This is a genomic window from Arthrobacter sp. 05T442 (assembly GCF_056395945.1).
In genome coordinates, this window is sequence record NZ_JBFTKM010000002.1 from 35,643 (window position 1) to 54,522 (window position 18,880).

Annotated in this window: 13 protein-coding genes and 2 tRNA genes; 6 read left to right on the forward strand and 9 right to left on the reverse strand. The window is 68.5% G+C overall.

Going from position 1 to position 18,880, the window contains the following annotated elements:
• Positions 1-48: 48 nt before the first annotated feature.
• From AC1DES_RS03285 to AC1DES_RS03310, 6 genes are all read right to left on the reverse strand, one after another.
• The gene (locus AC1DES_RS03285) at positions 49-516 is read right to left on the reverse strand and encodes a hypothetical protein (protein ID WP_476894256.1); all 468 of its coding nucleotides are present in this window, start codon (positions 514-516) and stop codon (positions 49-51) included.
• 6 nt (positions 517-522) lie between these two features.
• Complete coding sequence (locus AC1DES_RS03290; RefSeq protein ID WP_476894257.1) at positions 523-1,185, reverse strand: bacterial proteasome activator family protein; 663 nt, start codon at positions 1,183-1,185, stop codon at positions 523-525.
• Between the two features lie 151 nt (positions 1,186-1,336).
• Entirely contained in the window at positions 1,337-1,528 is a 192-nt protein-coding gene (locus tag AC1DES_RS03295; RefSeq protein ID WP_476894258.1) for a YbdD/YjiX family protein, read from the reverse strand.
• A gap of 24 nt (positions 1,529-1,552) precedes the next feature.
• Positions 1,553-3,853 (reverse strand): carbon starvation CstA family protein, encoded by a 2,301-nt coding sequence (locus AC1DES_RS03300; protein WP_476894259.1) that lies wholly within the window; start codon positions 3,851-3,853, stop codon positions 1,553-1,555.
• 199 nt (positions 3,854-4,052) lie between these two features.
• Positions 4,053-4,589 carry a PadR family transcriptional regulator gene (locus AC1DES_RS03305; protein WP_476894260.1) on the reverse strand — a complete coding sequence of 179 codons (537 nt, stop codon included), beginning with the start codon at positions 4,587-4,589 and terminating at the stop codon, positions 4,053-4,055.
• 171 nt (positions 4,590-4,760) lie between these two features.
• Positions 4,761-5,744: an NAD(P)H-quinone oxidoreductase gene (locus tag AC1DES_RS03310; protein WP_476894261.1), complete on the reverse strand. Its 984-nt coding sequence runs from the start codon at positions 5,742-5,744 to the stop codon at positions 4,761-4,763.
• Positions 5,745-5,918: 174 nt separating this feature from the next.
• Between AC1DES_RS03310 and AC1DES_RS03315 the strand changes: the two genes are divergently transcribed.
• Positions 5,919-6,006, forward strand: a tRNA-Ser gene (locus tag AC1DES_RS03315).
• A gap of 280 nt (positions 6,007-6,286) precedes the next feature.
• On the opposite strand, the gene AC1DES_RS03320 is transcribed toward AC1DES_RS03315, so the two are convergent.
• Positions 6,287-7,234, reverse strand: coding sequence for an endonuclease domain-containing protein (locus tag AC1DES_RS03320; protein ID WP_476894262.1), 948 nt, complete (start codon positions 7,232-7,234; stop codon positions 6,287-6,289).
• A gap of 378 nt (positions 7,235-7,612) precedes the next feature.
• Between AC1DES_RS03320 and AC1DES_RS03325 the strand changes: the two genes are divergently transcribed.
• Positions 7,613-8,437 carry a VOC family protein gene (locus AC1DES_RS03325; protein ID WP_476894263.1) on the forward strand — a complete coding sequence of 275 codons (825 nt, stop codon included), beginning with the start codon at positions 7,613-7,615 and terminating at the stop codon, positions 8,435-8,437.
• Between the two features lie 224 nt (positions 8,438-8,661).
• Here the strand turns inward: AC1DES_RS03325 and AC1DES_RS03330 are convergent, their stop codons facing one another.
• Positions 8,662-10,725, reverse strand: a complete 2,064-nt coding sequence (locus tag AC1DES_RS03330; RefSeq protein ID WP_476894494.1) for an FAD/NAD(P)-binding protein — start codon at positions 10,723-10,725, stop codon at positions 8,662-8,664.
• 86 nt (positions 10,726-10,811) lie between these two features.
• Here AC1DES_RS03330 and AC1DES_RS03335 point away from each other — a divergent pair, with 86 nt between their 5' ends.
• The 4 genes from AC1DES_RS03335 to AC1DES_RS03350 all read left to right on the forward strand — a co-directional run bounded on the left by AC1DES_RS03335 (position 10,812) and on the right by AC1DES_RS03350 (position 16,598).
• The gene (locus AC1DES_RS03335) at positions 10,812-13,088 is read left to right on the forward strand and encodes a prolyl oligopeptidase family serine peptidase (RefSeq protein ID WP_476894264.1); all 2,277 of its coding nucleotides are present in this window, start codon (positions 10,812-10,814) and stop codon (positions 13,086-13,088) included.
• Positions 13,089-13,234: 146 nt separating this feature from the next.
• A tRNA-Ser gene (locus tag AC1DES_RS03340) sits at positions 13,235-13,322 on the forward strand.
• Positions 13,323-13,453: 131 nt separating this feature from the next.
• Positions 13,454-15,091 (forward strand): phytoene desaturase family protein, encoded by a 1,638-nt coding sequence (locus AC1DES_RS03345; protein WP_476894265.1) that lies wholly within the window; start codon positions 13,454-13,456, stop codon positions 15,089-15,091.
• 106 nt (positions 15,092-15,197) lie between these two features.
• Positions 15,198-16,598, forward strand: coding sequence for an MFS transporter (locus AC1DES_RS03350; protein WP_476894495.1), 1,401 nt, complete (start codon positions 15,198-15,200; stop codon positions 16,596-16,598).
• Here the strand turns inward: AC1DES_RS03350 and AC1DES_RS03355 are convergent.
• Positions 16,543-18,756 carry a RecQ family ATP-dependent DNA helicase gene (locus AC1DES_RS03355; RefSeq protein WP_476894266.1) on the reverse strand — a complete coding sequence of 738 codons (2,214 nt, stop codon included), beginning with the start codon at positions 18,754-18,756 and terminating at the stop codon, positions 16,543-16,545. The two genes, AC1DES_RS03350 and AC1DES_RS03355, sit on opposite strands and share 56 nt — an antisense overlap.
• Between the last annotated feature and the right edge of the window lie 124 nt (positions 18,757-18,880).

The following is an 18,880-nucleotide window of genomic DNA, read 5'->3' on the forward strand; positions in this document are numbered from 1 at the left end:
AAGCTAAGCTAGGCGCTTAACCGGGAATACGCAGCACAGGTGCATAACTCACCCGTGCGTCCGGTCCCCCGGAGCATCCTCCGCAAGCCGGCGTTCGGCGTCATTGACGTGTTGCAGCACGGATTCTGCGCGCCGCCGCACCGATGCCGCACCCGCCGGCACCGGCCCGACGGCGAGGCGGAGCATCGCCGCCGCTTCCGCCGTCGTCGCGACGGAATTGCCCGCCGTGGACAGGGAGCGGTGGACACCGGACAGCGCTCCGGGGATGTCCAGGCCGTCGCTGGGTGAGCGCCGTTGGGCCTCCACGCAGATCTCCCGGACCCTCGCGGACAGGGCGGAAAGTTCGTTGGCGACGTCCACGAGCTCGCCATACAGGACATCGTCCTCCACGCCTTCCAGGACCTGGTGATAGCGGTCCAGTCCCCGGTTGAAGCGATCGTTGGCCCGCCGCCAGAGGCCTTTGCCGAGCTCCGCGTCATCTTTGCGTCCCTGCCGGGCGGTGCTGAAGAATCCCAAGGATGCCTAAAGGTACTGGCCGGGCCCGTGGTCCGGATCAGCCGGCTCGGGCGGATGTAACGGGTTCGCTCCGGGTTTCGGCGCGGCGGCACGAACCGGTTCCCCGTTCTCCCCAATGATGACGCCGGGCGCGATCACCGTTCCGGGCGGCAGCTGGCGGAGCTGCATCTGCCCATAGGCGTGTTCCCTGGCCGCATGCTGCGCCGCGATGGCGGTCTGGATGCCGTGGAAGAGGCCCTCGAGCCAGCCGACCAGCTGCGCCTGGGCGATCCGCAGTTCAGCGTCCGACGGGGTGGCGTCCTCGGAGAATGGAAGGTTAATCCGTTCGAGCTCGGCCACGAGCTCGGGAGCCAGTCCGTCTTCCAGCTCCTTGATGGAGCGTTCATGGATTTCGGCCAGCCGGACACGTGCCGCATCATCCAGCGGCGCCGACTTCACTTCGTCAAGCAGCTGCTTGATCATGGTGCCGATCCGCATGACCTTGGCCGGTTGGTCAACGAGGTCCTGGAGCTGGCTGCCTTTGGGCCTGGGCGGCACTCCCCCGGCTGCCTGGCCCGGACCGTCGGCCCGCGTCGTCTGCGCCTCGCCTGCCAGGGGCGGGCCGTCATCCAGCGTGGTCCCTTCAACGGGCACATCTTCAGCGGACTGAGTGTCGTTCTGATCGCTCATGGCTTCATACTCTCATGAGCAGGGACCGGGGACCGGGCCTGCCCCAGCTGCCGCGGAATCGCAACGGCGCATCGACGGCGGAGGAGGGCGCCGCAGGACAGTCTCGTGCCCCGCGACGCCCTCCGCCTGTCCTTGCTGTCGCCAGAGCGGCTCAGCAGCACCGCCCCTGCGGGTTGCTGTCCTGGCGGTCGTTCCGGTCCCGCCAGAACTCGCGCTCCGTCAAGGGAAGGCCCGCATGCCCGGAGGCCTCATGGTGCTCCAGGTACTTCTTGTACGCATCGGCACCGAGGACACCGCTAAGGTAGTCGGAAAAACTGCGGAGCCCTGCCACGACGGGGTTCATTTTTGTCCCCGATCAGTGGATTCATCAATGGTGCCCGGACTTTTCAAGCCGCTGAGCTGCCGGCAGCTTGTTCCATTCCGCCATGAGCTCACGCTCGGCGGCGGTGGGAATGATGCCGGCCGGCGCAAAGACCCGGGACGGCTGCGGCCGGTCCTCGTGTTCCGCGTTGGCGATTCCGGCGGCGGTATTGCGGACAGCCCTGACAGTTGCCACCACCGCGGTGATGATGACGATGATGCTTAGCACCACGAAGATCACCGACAGCCAGCCCTGGACCATGGTGTTGCGCACCACGGCTTCCATGGCGGCCTGGGTCTTGGCCGTGCCGAACGAGGTCTTGCCGTCCGCGAGGGCCTTGGCGAAGGCTGCGTTGTTCGCGAAGTACCCCACCGCGGGAACCGGGGAGAAGATCTTCTGGAAGCTGGCGGTGATGGTCACCACGGCAGCGAATGCCAGCGGCACCGCGACGATCCAGACGTACTTCAGGGCGCTGCGCTTTGCCGCGATGGCCAGGCAGACCGCAAGTGCGATAGCCGCCAGCAGTTGGTTGGCGATGCCGAACAGGGGGAACAGCGTGTTGATGCCGCCGAGCGGGTCGGTGACACCCATCAGGAGCACGGCGCCCCAGGCAACCACCATGACCGCCGTGCAGATCCAGGCACCGGCACGCCACGAGTGTTCCTTGAACTTGGGGACGAAGTTGCCGATGGAATCCTGCAGCATGAACCGCGCCACCCGGGTGCCGGCGTCGACGGCGGTCAGGATGAAGAGTGCCTCGAACATGATGGCGAAGTGGTACCAGAAAGCCATCATCGCGGTGCCGCCGATGAACTGCTGCATGATGTGGGCAAGGCCGACGGCGAGGGTGGGCGCCCCGCCGGAGCGGGAGATGATGCTTTGCTCCCCCACGTCCTTGGCCGTCTGCGCGAGCTCGCCCGGCGTGATGTTCACTCCGGACAGGCCCAGGCTGTTGACCCACTGCGCCGCTGTTTCCACGGTTCCGCCGGTCAGCGCCACGGGGGCGTTCATGGCGAAGTAGATGCCGCGGTCAATGGAGATTGCCGCCACGAGGGCCATGATCGCCACGAAGGACTCCATCAGCATGCCGCCGTAGCCGATCAGTCGCGTCTGGCGTTCTTTCTCGATCAGTTTCGGCGTGGTGCCCGAGGCGATCAGGGCGTGGAAGCCGGACAGCGCGCCGCAGGCGATCGTGACAAACAGGAACGGGAACAGGGCTCCCGAGAAGACGGGCCCGTTGTCCCGGCCGGCGAACTCGCTGAAGGCCGGAACCGTGATTTCGGGGCGGACGACGATGATGGCCAGTGCCAGCATCACGATCACGCCGATCTTCATGAACGTGGAGAGGTAATCGCGCGGGGCCAGCAGGAGCCAGACGGGGAGGATGGCGGCGATGAAGCCATAGATGATGAGGCCCCAGGCGATGGTGACCTTGTCGAGGTGGAAGAACGCGGCGCCCCATTCGGTACCGGCCACGGCGCCGCCGCCGATGATTGCGGCCATGAGCAGCACGAACCCGATCACTGACACTTCCATGACCTTGCCGGGCCGGATGTAGCGCAGGTACACGCCCATGAACAGGGCGATCGGGATGGTCATGCCGACCGAGAACACACCCCACGGGCTTTCGCCCAGGGCGTTCACGACGACGAGGGCCAGGATGGCAACGATGATCACCATGATGAGGAGGGTGGCCACGAGGGCTGCGGTGCCGCCGATAACGCCGAGTTCTTCGCGGGCCATCTGGCCCAGGGAACGGCCGCCGCGGCGCATGGAGAAGAACAGAACCAGGTAATCCTGGACCGCGCCTGCGAGGACGACGCCGATGATGATCCAGATGGTGCCGGGGAGGTAGCCCATCTGGGCCGCGATGACGGGGCCCACGAGCGGTCCGGCGCCGGCGATCGCGGCAAAGTGGTGGCCGAACAGGACGTTGCGGTCAGTGCGGACGTAGTCCTTGCCGTCGGCCTTGTACTCGGCCGGGGTGGCACGGCGGTCATTCGGCTTAAGCAGGTACCGCTCGATGACCTTGGAGTAGAAGCGGTAGCCGATCAAGTAGGTGCAGACCGACGCGAACACAAACCAGATGGCGTTGACGGTCTCGCCGCGGATGACCGCGAGCATGAACCAGGCGACGCCGCCCAGCAGCGCGATGGCGGCCCACAGCGCAATCTTGCCAGGCGTCCACTTGCGCTCTGCTGCGTCCTGGACGGGTTGGTCCACGGAGGTGGCCGGAAGCGCCGGGTCCGGGGTGAGTCCGTCGTCGAGTTGTGTGGTGTTTGGCGTGCCATCTGGCATTGTGCCCATGTCTCCTCCTTGAGAAACCCTGCTGGGCAACCTGCCGATACAGAACTGCCCCAAGCACCCTACCAATGTGGCATTGCCACGGGGACGGCGGTGCGCCGGGCGGCGGGGTTGGAGCGGCGAGCGGTCGCGCAGCGGCGTTATCGCGGCGGGAGCGGTCGCGCAGCGGCGTTATCGCGGCGGGAGCGGTCGCGCAGCGGCGTTATCGCGGCGGTAAGGTCAGCTGCAGGAGGCGGGCTTCGCAGAGATCAAGCCAGCGGACTTCGGCTTCAGTCTGGAAGATGAGTGAATCCAGGACCAGGAGCCGGGCGGTGTCGGCAGGTCGCTGCAGGGCCGCGGTGTCACGCCGGGCCTTGGTGTATTCCTGCAAGGCCCGGATGGAGACGGCACGCTGGGCCTGGATGATGGCCCCGACATCGGTCCCGGGGATGGTTAGGGCGAGGGCGAGTTTGATCGCCAGTTCGTTCCGTGGCGGGTTGGTGCGGGCCACAGGAGAAGCAAACCAGGCGCTGGCTTCCGTCTGGCCGGCCTGGGTGATGCTGTACATTACGTGACCGTCGCCGTCGCCGCCTTCTTTGCGGACGAGGCCGTCACGTTCGAGACGATCGAGGGTGGTGTAAACCTGTCCGATGTTAAGCGGCCAGGACGAACCGGTGCGGTCCTCGAACTCGATTCTGAGCTGGTAGCCGTAGCGCGGCCGGTCCTGCAGCAGTGCGAGGAGGCTGTGGCGGATAGACATTGTGCTCCCGGAGATCGCAGAACGACACAGCATACACGCGCCCCAAGACGCGTGTATACCGCGTATGGAATTACATTATCGGTATTTGCGTCCCTGCAGCAAAACGCGCATGCTCCGCACGGCATGGCTCACCCGCGTCACGGCGGCACCGAGAAGCCGGACCCACCCTCCTTACATCACCAGGAGGACCTTGCCGACGTGGTCACCCGAATCGAAGTACCGGTGGGCGGCGCCGACCTGGTCGAGGGGAAAGGTCTTGGCCACGAGCGGCCGGATCCGCCCGTCGGCCAGCAGCGGCCACACGGCGTCCCGGACCGCGGTCATGATGACGGTCTTTTCCTCGACGGGGCGCGGGCGCAGCGCAGTGGCAATGATGGCAGCCCGCTTCCTAAGCAGCTGTCCGAGGTCGAGCTCGGCCTTCGACCCGCCCTGCAGCCCGATCACCACGAGCCGGCCATAGTCTGCCAGGGCGTCGATGTTCTGCTGAAGGTACTTGGCGCCGACGACATCAAGGATCACATCCGCCCCCTTGCCGCCGTTCTGCGCGCGCAGACTGGCAGGGAAGTCTTCCTCGGCATAGTTGATGGCAATATCCGCTCCGAGGAATGCCTTCGCGGTACCGACCTTCTCGGCGGTGCCCGCCGTCGTGGCCACGTGGGCGCCGAGGGCCTTCGCCAGCTGGATGGCCATTGTGCCGATGCCGCCCGTGGCTCCGTGGATCAGGACGGTTTCGCCCGACTGGAGCTGCGCGGTCATGATCAGGTTGGAATAGACCGTGGCCGCGACCTCCGGCAGCGATGCGGCGGTGACCAGGTCCACGCCGTCGGGAATCCTCAGGACCTGGCCGGCGGGAACTGCCACCTGCTGGGCGTAGCCGCCGCCCGAGAGCAGGGCAACCACCTTGTCCCCCGCGGAAAACGGCTTGGCCACGCCGGTGCCGAAACCGGCGATCCTGCCGGAAACTTCCAGGCCGGGGATCTCCGAGGCGCCCGGGGGCGGGGGGTAGTGGCCTTTCCGCTGTTGGACGTCCGCGCGGTTCAGGCCGGCGGCCACGACGTCGATCAGCACCTCGCCGGGGCCGGGCACCGGTGCCGGGACCTCGCGGACCTCCAGGACCTCGGGTCCGCCGGGCCTTGAGATGTAGACAGCCTTCATGGAGAACTCCCGATTCCTAACTGGCCTGGTGCGCGGGTGCGCGGTACTACCCAGGTTCCGACAACAACTTCTCCCAGACTATGGGGAGCAACGATATGGGGGGCAACCGCACACGCCCGCGAGCCCTGCGGCGTTTTTGTGGCATCCGACTGCCTATGAAAGACTACTGGTTAGGGAAGGTTGTCCGAGCGGCCGATGGAGCTGGTCTTGAAAACCAGTGTGCGGTAACCCCGTACCAAGAGTTCGAATCTCTTACCTTCCGCGAAAAATGCCCCAGGCTACTGCGATTGACGCAGGAGCCGGGGGCATTTTTGCGTCCCGGCGTTGTGGGTGCCCTTCATGCGGTGCGGTGCCGCTGCGCGCCGGATTGTGGGCAGATCAGGGCGGATGCGGCAGGCTGGGGCCGCTGCGCGCCGGATTGTGGGCAGATCAGGGCGGATGCGGCAGGCTGGGGCCGCTGCGCGCCGGATTGTGGGCAGATCAGGGCGGATGCGGGAGGCACATACGCCCTGATCTGCCCACGCCCCCGTCTCAGGCACGGTTCAGCCGTCCCAGCCCTGCGCGCGCAGTGCCTGCCGCACCCGTGCCAGCACCCAGTCCGGCCCGTTTCTGACGTCGAGCCGGTTGATAACCAGTTGCCGCCAGCCGGCGTCGGCGGTCCTCTCGTTCCGCAGCGCATCGGACTGTTGCTGGGCCGGCGTCAGGTGGTGGCCGCCGTCGTACTCCACGGCCAGCCGGTATTCCGGGCAGGCAAGATCGATCCACAGCGGAAGGCCCAGTGCGTCCAAGAGGACGTAGTTCGGCTCAAAGCGCGGCAGTCCTGATCGCCCGAGCAGCAGGCGGAGTCGGGTCTCCGGCGGTGAGTCGACGCCGACGCAAACCAGCGCGAGGGCGCTCCGGAGAAGTGGAAGACCGGCGGCATGGCGTTTCTGGTCGGCGTAGAGCAGGAGTTCACTCAACGGAAGCGCGGCGGTGCGACGGTGTTGATACCGAGGATGCTCACAGACGAGGTCGTCGGCAATAACCACGAGGTCATCGCAGCTCAGGCTTCCCGTTCCGGCCAGGTCCAGCAGGGTCCGCGGCATGGACGTCACGGGAACCCCCTGCAGCATCACGATATCCTCGGGCGGCAAGTGGCTGCGGTGGCCGACGACGCCCTTCCGGCGGGGAGCCGCCGACCCGCTCCGGGTCAGGTGAAGGAGCCTGGCCGAGGGCGGCAACCGGGAGCCCTCGGCGCCAGCGGGCAACTTGAAGTGGTGGATTGCCGCGGCCGAGTAGAAGCTGACGGTGTCGGCGGTCCCCAGCCGCGTGTATGGCCTCGCCCGCGCCAGCATCGACTGCTCCTGCAGGGTGGGAACCCGGATGCCCCGGCTCGGAACATGAATGTCCTTGGCCTTGGCACGCCACGGAGAAAGTCCGTGCTGCCGTGCCTCGTCGAGGGTGAATGAGCCTGCCGCCAGTGCAGCGGGTAAGGGTTTGGCCGTCGCCATTGCACCATTAGGCCACAACACGGGCGCCGGCGCGGCGGGTTATCCACAGCCCCCGCGAGGTCCGGTAGGCCCGCCGCGCACCAAGTCACCAGGCCAGGGGCCCCCGGCCCTCCACCGTGGGCCCGGGGCCCCGTTCCGTGGGCAGATCAGGGCGAATGCCGCAGGCACATCCGCCATGATCTGCCCACGGAACGACGGCGGTACTCGCCGTCGTTGTCCCACCGAGACTCAGGACTTGCGGCTCAGGAGCGAAGTGCAGCGCCAGCCCCGGGACCATTGAAACCCTCCGCCCCCCGGCATAGTCTCTCTGTTGTCTCCACCACCCACAGCGCGGCCGCCTTAGCCGGCACTTGCCGCCGAACAGAGCAGGAGCCCGCAATGCCAACACCCCAACACTCGAACGGTGCACCATGCTGGATCGACCTGATGACCTCGGACACTGAGAAGGCCAAAGCATTCTACGGCGGGGTCTTCGGCTGGACGTTCCAGACCGGCGACCAGGAGAAATACGGCGGCTACATTACGGCCGCAAAGGACGGCAAGTCCGTAGCCGGGATGATGCAGAAGCAGGAGGCACAGGCGGGCATGCCGGACATGTGGTCCACCTACCTGCGGACAGATGACGCAGGGGCGGTCGTCAAAGCCGCGGCCGAGCACGGCGGACAGGTTTACATGGAACCCATGGACGTGCCGGAGCAGGGCCGCATGGCCATGATCGGAGATGCCACCGGGGCGGCCATCGGCATCTGGGAACCGGCCGAAATGAAGGGCTATGAGCTGGCCGCCGAAGCCGGAGCCCCGGCCTGGCACGAGCTCCACACTAAGGACTACGCCAAGGCCGTGGAGTTCTACCAGGACGTGTTCGGCTGGGACACCGACGTCATGAGCGACACCCCCGAATTCCGATACACGACTCTGGGCGCCGGGGCCGCCGCTAAGGCCGGCATCATGGACGCCTCGGCTTACCTTCCGGCGGAGGTTCCCTCCAACTGGCAGGTCTACTTCGGCGTCACGGACACCGACGCCACCATAGCCAAGGCCGTGTCTCTGGGCGCGCAGGTCATGGACGGACCGGACGACACGCCGTTCGGGCGGCTCGCCACGCTTGCTGATCCCACGGGTGCGATGTTCAAGATCGTGCAGGACACGGGACAGGGCGGCGGCCACGGCGGCGACGGCGTCAGCGGAGACGTCCAGCAGTAGCTGTAGCCGCGCACCGCTGGACATGCTCTCCCCCGAGTTGCAGCAATGGACATAAGACCCGTATGCCCATTGCTCAGCCCGGGCGTTGAGCATGTCCATTCCTTGCGAAAGCCACGGAGCGGAAGGCACGGGGCATGTCCATTCCTTACGAAAGCCACGGGGCGGAAGGCGTTGAGCAAGGCTCCGGGCGGGCGGCGGAGCGGAAGGCGTGCCGCGGAAGTGGCCTAGCGGCCGAGGATGTCGCGGGCGATCTCGTCGGCGTCGCGCAGGGTGCGCTGCCCGCTGCGGTAGACGGGGCCGGTCTTCTGCCGGGCCTCGGCTGCGATGGCCGTGCCCCACTGGGTTGCGGACAGCTGGAGTCCCAGAACGTAGACGCCGGCCGTTACCGAACCGTTCGCGCCCAGCGGCCTGTACGGGTGCGGAGCCACATCCAGGCCGGAGGTCTGCACCGGGGCACCTTCCACTGTCATCATGAGGCGCGGACGCACGAGCCCCTCGGCAAGCAACTGTTCCAGGAGCGGCGAGGAATTCACGGCTACTTTGTTGGCCGGCGCCAGGGCCTCGATCATGGCCGCGGCCGCCACGGCATCGCCCGCCACCCCGCTTCCCCCGGACCCACCGTCCGGGCCCCCGCCCACCCACGGAGATGCCGCGGTGAATGTCCGGGCCCTGCGGTCCACACCGAATTTGGGGTCCGGACCCACGAACCGGACAATGCCGGCGCGGACAAGTGCCGCAAGCTGTTCGGACCGCAGCGCCGGCGGCCCGCTCGCAAGACCTTCCACGAACGACTCGAACCAGCCGCGCAGCCCGGCCACCCACGATTCGTCCGTGATGCCGCCGTCGGCCACTGCGGTCTTGAGCACGGCCCGGCCGTGGTGCAGGGCGCCGATGGTCATCTTCACGGGATCGTCCTCGCCGAGCGCCGAGCGCCGGGCATCATCGAGAAGATAATCGACGACGGCGGCGTCCAGCTCGGCCCGGGAATTGAAAGACCGTCCGGCCAGAGGCGACGCGAGGCCGAGCAGGTTCAGCCGGTGCGCGGGCCGGACATGCACATCGATTACCGATTCCGCCGCGTCCTCCCACTTGCCCGTGGAGTGCGCGTGCGGATGCAGCGCCTCCTCCAGGGCCCGCAGGAATTCGGCCTGGTCGGTCAGGATGGCACCGGGCTGCGAGCGCGCGAGCGTCGAGTAATAGGCCCAGACGGCGTCGCGGTGTAGGAGCGGCCAGAGGTCGTGATCGAACGACGGCCGGATTCCGGCCTCGGTGAACTTCGCGATCGCGCTTTCGGTGCAGTACCGCAGCGACACCGCGGCAGGGTAGTACCCCGCCAGGGTGGCCTTGGCCCGGTACGGGGTGCCGCGGCGTGAGGCGGCAATGATCAACGGTTCGCGTCCGGACGGCAGGTACTTCAGTTCGCCGCCGTCCTGCCCCGCAAGGAAGCTGCCGCCGCGCCCTTCGGTCAGCTGGCCCATCACATCAAAGAAATTCAAGCCCATGCCGCGCACCAGGACCGGTTTGACGGCCGGTACCCGGGACCAGTCGACATCGGCGGGCGCAGCAGGGGGAACGTACAGGAGCCCGAGTTCCTCCGCGGCGGCCGAAAGGTCCCGCTGTTCGGCGTTCAGCCGCGCGTGGAGATGGCCCAGGGCCAGCACCACCGAGTCTGCGGTGAGCACCCTACCGTCATCGAGCCCGACGTCGAACCGCCCCCTTCCGTCCCGAGCGTCGCCATGCCCGGCGGCCCCGGTGCCGCCGTCCCCTGCGGCCGCGGCGTGCCGGACGGACGTCGCCGTCGCCTGGTGGAAGTCCACCGTGACGCCGTCCGGCAGCCTGGTGAGCAGCTGTTCGAGCGTAGAGCGGAGGTAGCGGCCGTACAGGGCGCGGCTCGGGAAGTCCGCGGGGCCCAGCACGTCCAGTTCGGCCCGCTCTTCGGCGGTGAGCGGGGCTTCGGCGGCCCGCTCCTCGGCGGTGAGCGGGGCCTGTGGGCCCCGCCGCTGGAGTTCGCGCCAGCGGTCAAAGGTGTGCCCGGCCAGCGGCGGGGCGAGCTCCGGGTCCTGGGGCACGATCGTGGGGTAGAAGGACTGCGTGTTCATCAGGTACAGCCGGGACTGGCCGGGCTGCCACACGTGTCCCGGGCCGGCCGGATAGGGGTCGACGACGTCGATATGAAGGGTTTCCGCCGGACTTGCCGGCGCCCAGTTGGCCAGCAGCCGTTCCAGCACGCTCGTGCCCCGCGGTCCGGCGCCTATCACTGCCGTCCGGATGCTATGCGATGTGCCCACGGCATCCAGCGTATCGGCATCAGGCATTCGCCCCTTACCGGCCGTGTGACTTGCTAGCGCCGCTCTGATGTTGCTTGGATGGAAAAATGACCACCACAGAAGCTGCTCAGCCGCCCGCGTCCGGCCGCCCCGGACCTGCGGGCGGAACCGCCCCCGAGCCCGTCGACGAGAACATCTGGCTTGAGGAAATCTACGGAGAGGAGCAACTGGCCTGGGTCCGGGAGCAGAATGCCCGCACCGAGGAGCTGCTCGAGGATGCGGACTACGCCGCGCTTGAGGCCAGCATCCTGGAGGTCCTCGACTCCACCGACCGGATCCCGATGGTCGGCAAACATGGCGACTGGTACTACAACTTCTGGAAAGACCGGGAGAATCCCAGGGGCTTGTGGCGCCGGACCGCCTGGGACAGCTACCGGAACGGATCACCCGAGTGGGACATCCTCCTGGACGTGGATGCGCTGGCCGCGTCGGACGGCCAGGACTGGGTTTTCCACGGCGCCAATTTCCTCCGCCCGGCCGCCGGTGAGCCGCACAGGCGGGCCCTGCTTGCTCTTTCCCCCGACGGCGGCGATGCGAACCGGTACCGCGAGTTCGACGTCGAGTCCCGCAGCTTCGTGGACCCTGCCGCCGGCGGCTTTGACCTCCCAACGGCCAAGGGCAACGCCTCCTGGCTGGACCCGGACACCCTGTTGGTCGCCACGACGGCGGCGGACCTGCCGCGCACCACGTCCTCGTACGCCAGGACCGGGGTGAAGCTCGCCCGCGGTGAGTCCCTGGCACAGGCCGAGCGGATTTTCGAGATCCCCGAAGACCACATGATGGCCCTCGTGGCCCACGACTCCACGCCCGGTTTCGAACGGACCTTTGCCGTGGACTGGATCAGCTTCTTTGAACGGAGCACCTCGGTGCTGCGCGCCGGCCGGTGGCTCCGGCTCGACGTTCCGACCGACGTGAACCTGAGCTCACACCGCGAGTGGCTGCTGTTCCGGCCGCAGAAGGACTGGACGCTCAACGGGGCCACGTACCCGGCCGGGTCCCTGCTCGTGGCCGACTTCGAGGACTTCCTGGCCGGCGGCCGGGAGCTTGCTGTGCTGTTCGCCCCGGACGCGCACACCTCGCTGCAGTCCTGGAGCTGGACGCGGGACTTCCTGCTGCTGAACCTGCTCCGGGACGTCTCCTCAGAGATTCGGGTCCTCGATCCGCAGCGGCCCGGCACGGACGCCGCCTGGGCCTCCAGCGTGCTTGAGGCCTGCCCGCCCCTGCACGACGTCAACGCCTTTGCCGTCGATGACGAAGATGACGCCGAGGACTCGGACGAGGACGGCACCGGGGGCAGCGGGCAGGTGGCGGAGGAAGTTGCCCCGGGCGCGGGGAACGACTTCTGGCTCGTGGCCACCGGGTTCACGACGCCGAGCACCCTCACCAGGGGGACTCTCCGGCGGGCCGACGACGGCGCTAGCGTGGTCAGCGCGCACGAGGTGGTCCGGTCCTCGCCGTCGTTCTTCACGGAAGCGGATTACGAGGTCCAGCAGCACTTCGCCGTGTCCGAGGACGGGACCCGGGTCCCCTACTTCCAGGTGGCGTCGAAAGACCTGGTGCTGGACGGGCAGAATCCCACGCAGCTCTCCGGGTACGGCGGCTTCGAGATTTCCAGGACCCCTGCGTACAGCGGTGCGATCGGCCGGGCCTGGCTGGAACGGCGCACCGCGGAGTCCGCCGGCCCCGGCGGGGACGCCCCGCACACCCGGGGCGGGGTCTACGTGGTGGCCAACATCCGCGGCGGCGGAGAGTACGGGCCGTCCTGGCACCGCGCCGCCCTGCAGGAGAACCGGCAACGGGCCTACGAGGACTTCGCCGCCGTCGCGAAGGACCTGATCTCCCGTGGCGTCACCTCGCGCCAGCGGCTCGGCTGCGTGGGCGGATCCAACGGCGGGCTGCTGGTGGGCAACATGCTCACGCAGTACCCGGAATTGTTCGGCGCGGTCTCCTGCGGGGTGCCGCTCCTGGACATGCGCCGTTACAGCAAGCTGTCCGCCGGGTACTCCTGGATTGCCGAATACGGCGATCCGGACGTCCCCGAGCAGTGGGAGTTCATCAAGAAGTTCTCGCCGTACCACCTGCTCAAGGACGGGGTGGACTACCCCGAGACGTTCATCTGGACGGCCACTTCGGACGACCGGGTGGGTCCCGTGCAGGCCCGGAAGATGGCCGCGCGCATGCAGGCCATGGGCATCCCCAACGTGTGGTTCCACGAGGCCCTCGAAGGCGGCCACGCCGGGGCCTCGGACAACCGCCAGGCGGCCGCCCTGCAGAGCCGAAGCCAGCACTTCCTGTGGCGTTCGCTGGCCGGTGCGGAAGCCTAGACCTGCATCCCTGCACCTGGGGGCAACGCGGGGTCACCTACGGCCCATCCGGCGCTCCGTCATGGGCGCGGAGTGACCCCGCGTTGGCCGTTTTGCACTGCATGGCCCCTTCTGCGTATCCTTGGTTGGCTAGTTCCATAGCAAATGGAGACGTGCCAGAGCGGCCGAATGGGCTTCACTGCTAATGAAGTGTGGGGCACAACTCCACCGGGGGTTCAAATCCCCCCGTCTCCGCGTTTGGCCCCGGTCCTTGGACCGGGGCCTTTTGCGTTCCCCGGCCGTGCGCCAGCCCTGTCCTGTCCCCACGCTGTCCGGGTGCCGGACGCCTGGCGCCTCCTCACCGGCCCGGATGGCAGGATAGGCCCATGTCGAGCAAACCCGCGTTTGACGCGATCATCGTAGGCGGCGGCCACAATGGCCTGGCCGCGGCAGCCTATCTGGCCAAGGCCGGCCGTGAAGTCCTGCTGCTGGAAAGGCTGGAGCACGCCGGCGGCGCCGCGGTGTCGGCACAGGCGTTCGACGGCGTTGACGCCCGCCTCTCGCGCTATTCCTACCTGGTCAGCCTCCTGCCGCAGCAGATCATCGATGACCTCGGCCTGCGGATCCGGCTGGCACGGCGACGCTATTCCTCTTACACCCCGGACCCGCAGGACGGCAGCCGTGCGCTCCTGGTCGACAACGAGAATGCCGCGGCCACGGCAGCGTCCTTTGCCGCTGTCGGCGCTCCCGACGGCGAGTTCCCCGCGTTCACCAGGTTCTACGACCGTTGCAGGACCCTCACTGAGGCCCTGTGGCCCACGATGACCTCGCCGCTGCCCACCCGGGCCGAGGCGAGGTCCCTTGCAGCCCGGGCCGGAGCGGCTGACGCGTGGGAAGCGGTGATCGAACGGCCGATCGGGACCACTATCGCCAAGGAGCTGCACAATGACCTGGTCCGCGGCGTGGTCCTGACCGATGCCCTGATCGGCACGTTCGCCCGGGCGGACGACGAAGACCTCCAGCAGAACATCTGTTTCCTGTACCACCTGATCGGCGGCGGGGCGGGCGACTGGGACGTCCCGGTGGGCGGCATGGGCGCCGTGTCCGGAGAGCTGGAGCGCGCCGCCCGCGAGGCCGGTGCCACCATTCTGACGTCCGCGGACGTGACAGCCGTTCGCGCCGGAGGCGTCGTGGAGTACCGCCACGCCGGCCAGGACCACACAGCGGCAGCGCAGTGGATCCTCTCCAACGTGGCGCCCGTGGTGCTGGACCGGCTGCAGGGCGCGGGTACCGGCACCGCCGTCGGCGTCCCCACACCGGGCACCACGGCGAACCCCAACCACCTGCGCGAAGGCGCCCAGGTCAAAGTAAACCTGCTGCTCAAGCGGCTCCCCCGGCTCCTGGATGGCAGCGTCAGCCCGGCCGCGGCCTTCGGCGGAACCTTCCACATCAACGAGACATGGTCCCAGCTCGACGCCGCCTACGTCGCCGCCGCATCCGGCACCGTTCCTGATCCGTTGCCCTGCGAGATCTACTGCCATTCCCTCACCGACCCCAGTATCCTGTCCCCCGAGCTGCAGGCGGCCGGCGCGCACACCCTCACTGTTTTCGGCCTGCACGTCCCGGACCGGCTGATCACGCCCGAGAACAACGACGACCGACGCGCAGAACTGCAGGCGGCCGTCCTGAAGTCCTTGAATTCGGTCCTGGCCGAGCCCATCGAGGACCTGCTGCTGACCGACGCGGACGGGCGGCCCTGCATCGAAACCAAGACCACGCTGGACATCGAACGGGCCCTCGGCATGCCTCGCGGAAACATCTTCCATGGCGGCCTGGACTGGCCGTTCGTTGAAGACGGCACGCCGCTGGACACCCCGGCCCGGCGCTGGGGTGTCGCGACGGCGGATCCCCAGGTGCTGCTATGCGGCTCCGGAGCCCGCCGCGGCGGCGCAGTCAGTGCCATCGGCGGACATAACGCGGCCAGTGCCGTGCTCGAATCCGGTCCTCCGCTCCCCCGGAATTGAAACGGCACATGGATACGCGCACGTGAACGCGCCCCCGGACAGCGCAGCCCCCGACCCTGGGGCCTGGAGCCCGCGGCTGGCCCTTCTGGTGGCGGCGACATTCTTCATGGAGTTCCTGGACGGGACCGTCCTCACTACTGCCATTCCCAGCATCGCCAAGGATTTCTCGGTGGCGGCCGCCGACGTCAACATCACCATGACGGCCTATCTGATGACCGTGGCGATGGGGATTCCCATCAGCGGCTGGCTGGCGGAGCGCCTCGGCGCCCGCCGGGTCATCTGCCTGGCCATCGCCACGTTCACCGCGGCGTCCCTGCTGTGCGCGCTCAGCCAGGACCTCCCCCTCCTGACCCTGAGCCGGGTGCTGCAGGGCGCCGGCGGAGCCATGATGGTTCCTGTGGGCACCTTGGTGGTGCTCCGGGGGACCCCGAAGAAGGACCTGCTGCAGGCCACGGCTTATCTGGTGTGGCCCGGGCTGCTGGCACCGGTCCTAGCACCCCTCGTAGGCGGCGCCCTGACCACATACCTGTCCTGGCACTGGATTTTCCTGGTCAACATCCCGCTGGGCCTGGCGGCGTTTGCGGCCGCCCTGCGCCTGGTCCCGGCCGGCGCGGCTGACGGCACCCGCCGCCTGGACTGGGCGGGCCTGGCGCTGACCACCCTCGGCGTCGGCGCGCTGGTCGTGGGACTGGAACTCGCGGGCGGCCATCCTTCCGGGACACCGGCAGCCGTGGTCGTCGCCGCGGGAGTGGTGTTCCTGGCCGGAGCGGTGGCGTGGATGCGGCGGGCCCGGGCCCCGCTCTTCAACCTGTCCGTCTTCGCCACGAGGACCTTCCGCTCGACAGCCACCGGCGGCTTCATCTACCGCCTGACCATCAGCTCCGTGCCGTTCCTGCTGCCGCTGATGTTCCAGAACGGCTTCGGCTGGGACCCCCTGCATGCAGGCATCATGGTGGCCGCCGTGTTCGTGGGCAACATCGGCATCAAGCCGGCCACGACGCCCATCATCCGCCGCGTCGGATTCAGGCCCGTCCTTGTGTTTGCCTCGCTCGCCTCGGCAGCGACCTTTGCGCTGTGCGCCCTGCTCGACGCCGGAACTCCGGAGCCGCTGATCGTCGCGCTGCTGGTGGCCAGCGGAGCCTTCCGGTCCATCGGATTCTCGGCCTACGCCTCCGTGCAGTACGCCGACGTCGTTCCGGCCCAGCTGCCGTCCGCCAACGCCATCTCCGCCACCCTGGTCCAGCTCGCCGCCGGGACCGGGATCGCCATCGGCGCCCTGTTCCTGCGGATCTTCAGCGCAGCGGGCACGCTCGCGGGCACGCTTCCCGGCACGGCGGCGGGGGAGGCGGATCCGGCCGCACCGTACCGCGGCGCGTTCCTGGCCATTGCCGCCCTCATGCTCCTGAGCACCGTGGACAGCCTGACCCTGCCCCGCCATGCCGGAGCCGCGGTCAGCCGGCCTGGCCAAGAACCAGCGGCAGCACCGCCCCGGCGCCCGCGAGCCTGAGCGCCCGTCCGGCGATGGTGACGGTCCAGCGGCTGTCCACGAGATCGTCAATGAGCATCACGCTTTGGCCCTGGATTCCGGCCAGTGCCGATTCCAGTTCCTGCCCCACGACCAAGCGGTCCCAGACCCCGGCGAGCCGGTAGGCGCTGTTGCCGCCGCGGCCGCCCGTGGGTCCGCCGTGTTGGAGCTGCAGCTGGCCGAGGTAAGGGATGCGGCCGATGTCCGATATGCCCCGGGCCAGGGAATCCACCAGCTCCGGTTTGCCCCGCGAGGGGATGCTGATGATGGCGGCGGGACGACCTGCTCCGCTCCAGCCCGGGGTGCGGGCGCCGCCGGTCCCCCATTCGCGCAGCACCTGGACACAGGCCTGCAGCATTCCCGGGTCCACGGCCCGGTCCGGCGCGCCGGCAGCGAAGGCCTCCCGGAGGGCACCGCCCCAGCCCAGGTCCGTCAGGCGCGCGAGCACCCTTCCGTTGGCGAGGCTTTCCTCGGGTTTGATCTTGCCCTTCACGCTCACACCCAGGCGGTCCATGCCGCTGGGCCACTGCAGCCGCGGTTCCAGGACGACGCCGGCGCGGCTCAGCGTCTGGCCGGCAGCTTCCCTGGCGGCCTCGGCGATGTCGGCGGGGAACCAGCGCCCGGCGCAGTTGTCGCACCGTCCGCAGGCGTGGGCCGTTTCATCGTCCAGGACCGAGGTGATGTACTCCATCCTGCAGCCGGCTGTGTCCTGGTAGATCACCATGGAATCCTGCTCGTCCACACGGGCCTCCGCGATCCGGCTGTACCGCTCGGCGTCGTACGTCCACGGCTGGCCGGTGGAGCGCCAGCCGCCGCCGACGCGCTCGACCGCCCCGTCCACCGCGAGCACCTTCAGCAGCAGCTCCAGCGGGGTCCGGCGCAGGTCAACGCGGGCCTCGAGCGCCACCGTGGACACCGCGGTCCCGGCCTCCGCGAGGGCAGTCAGCACGGCGGCGGCCTTCTCCTCCGAAGGCATGGACGCGGTCGCAAAGTACTGCCAGATGTCCCGGTCCTCGGAGCCGGGCAGCAGCAGGACGTCGGCATTCGCGGCCCCGCGCCCGGCACGGCCCACCTGCTGGTAGTAGGCAACGGGAGACGACGGCGCCCCCAGGTGCACCACGAACCCGAGGTCCGGCTTGTCGAAGCCCATCCCGAGCGCCGAAGTGGCCACGAGGGCCTTGGCCTGGTTGTCCTTCAGGAGCTGCTCGGCGCGTTCCCGGTCGGCCGGGTCGGTGCGGCCGGTGTAGGCGAGCACCTCGTGGCCGGCCTCGGCCAGGAGCCGGGCGGTGTCCTCGGCTGCGGAGACTGTCAGGGTGTAGATGATGCCGCTGCCGGGCAGGTCCGAAAGGTGGGTCAACAGCCAGCCCAGTCGCTGGCGGGAATCCGGCAGGTTCAATACCCCCAGGCGCAGGGACTCGCGGCCCAGTGCGCCGCGGATGGTCAGCACCCCCGCGCCGAGCTGCTCCTCGATGTCATGGACCACGCGGGAGTTGGCGGTGGCCGTTGTGGCGAGGACCGGCACGGTGTCCGGCAGCCGGGTGATCAGGTCCGCGATGCGCCGGTAGTCAGGGCGGAAATCGTGGCCCCAGTCCGAAATGCAGTGGGCCTCATCAATCACCAGCAGACCGGTGCGGCGGATGAGCTCGGGCAGCTGGTTCTCGCGGAAGGACGGATTGGTGAGCCGCTCCGGGGACACCAGCAGGACGTCCACCTCGTCAGCGGCGAGCTGCTCGCGGACGGAGTCCCACTCCAGCTGGTTGGCGGAGTTGATGGCCACGGCCCGGACCCCGGCCCGTGCGGCGGCAGCCACCTGGTCCCGCATAAGCGCCAGCAGCGGGGAGACGATCAGTGTGGGTCCGGCGCCGCGGCGCCGCAGCAGCAGGGAGGCGACGAAGTACACGGCCGACTTCCCCCAGCCGGTGCGCTGCACCACCAGGGCCCGTCGGCCGCCGTCGACCAGCGCCTCAATGGCCTCAAACTGGCCGTCATGGAACTCGGCCTCCGGGCGGCCGACGAGCTCCCGCAGTACTTCCTGGGCCTGTTCCCGCGTCCCGGGGTTTCCCGCAGAACCGGCCGCGGAAGCAGGTGCGGGCGAAGGGACGGAATCGGAAAGGACTGAAGCGTTCTGGTTATTGGCCATTGATTCAGTATCCCAGCCTGCTCCGACGCTCACGCAGCCCCTGCCCCGCCATGTGGACAACCCGCTCCCCAGGGACGGCCGCCAGGCTCATAGGGGCATTCCCTTTGAACCGAGACACTGCACC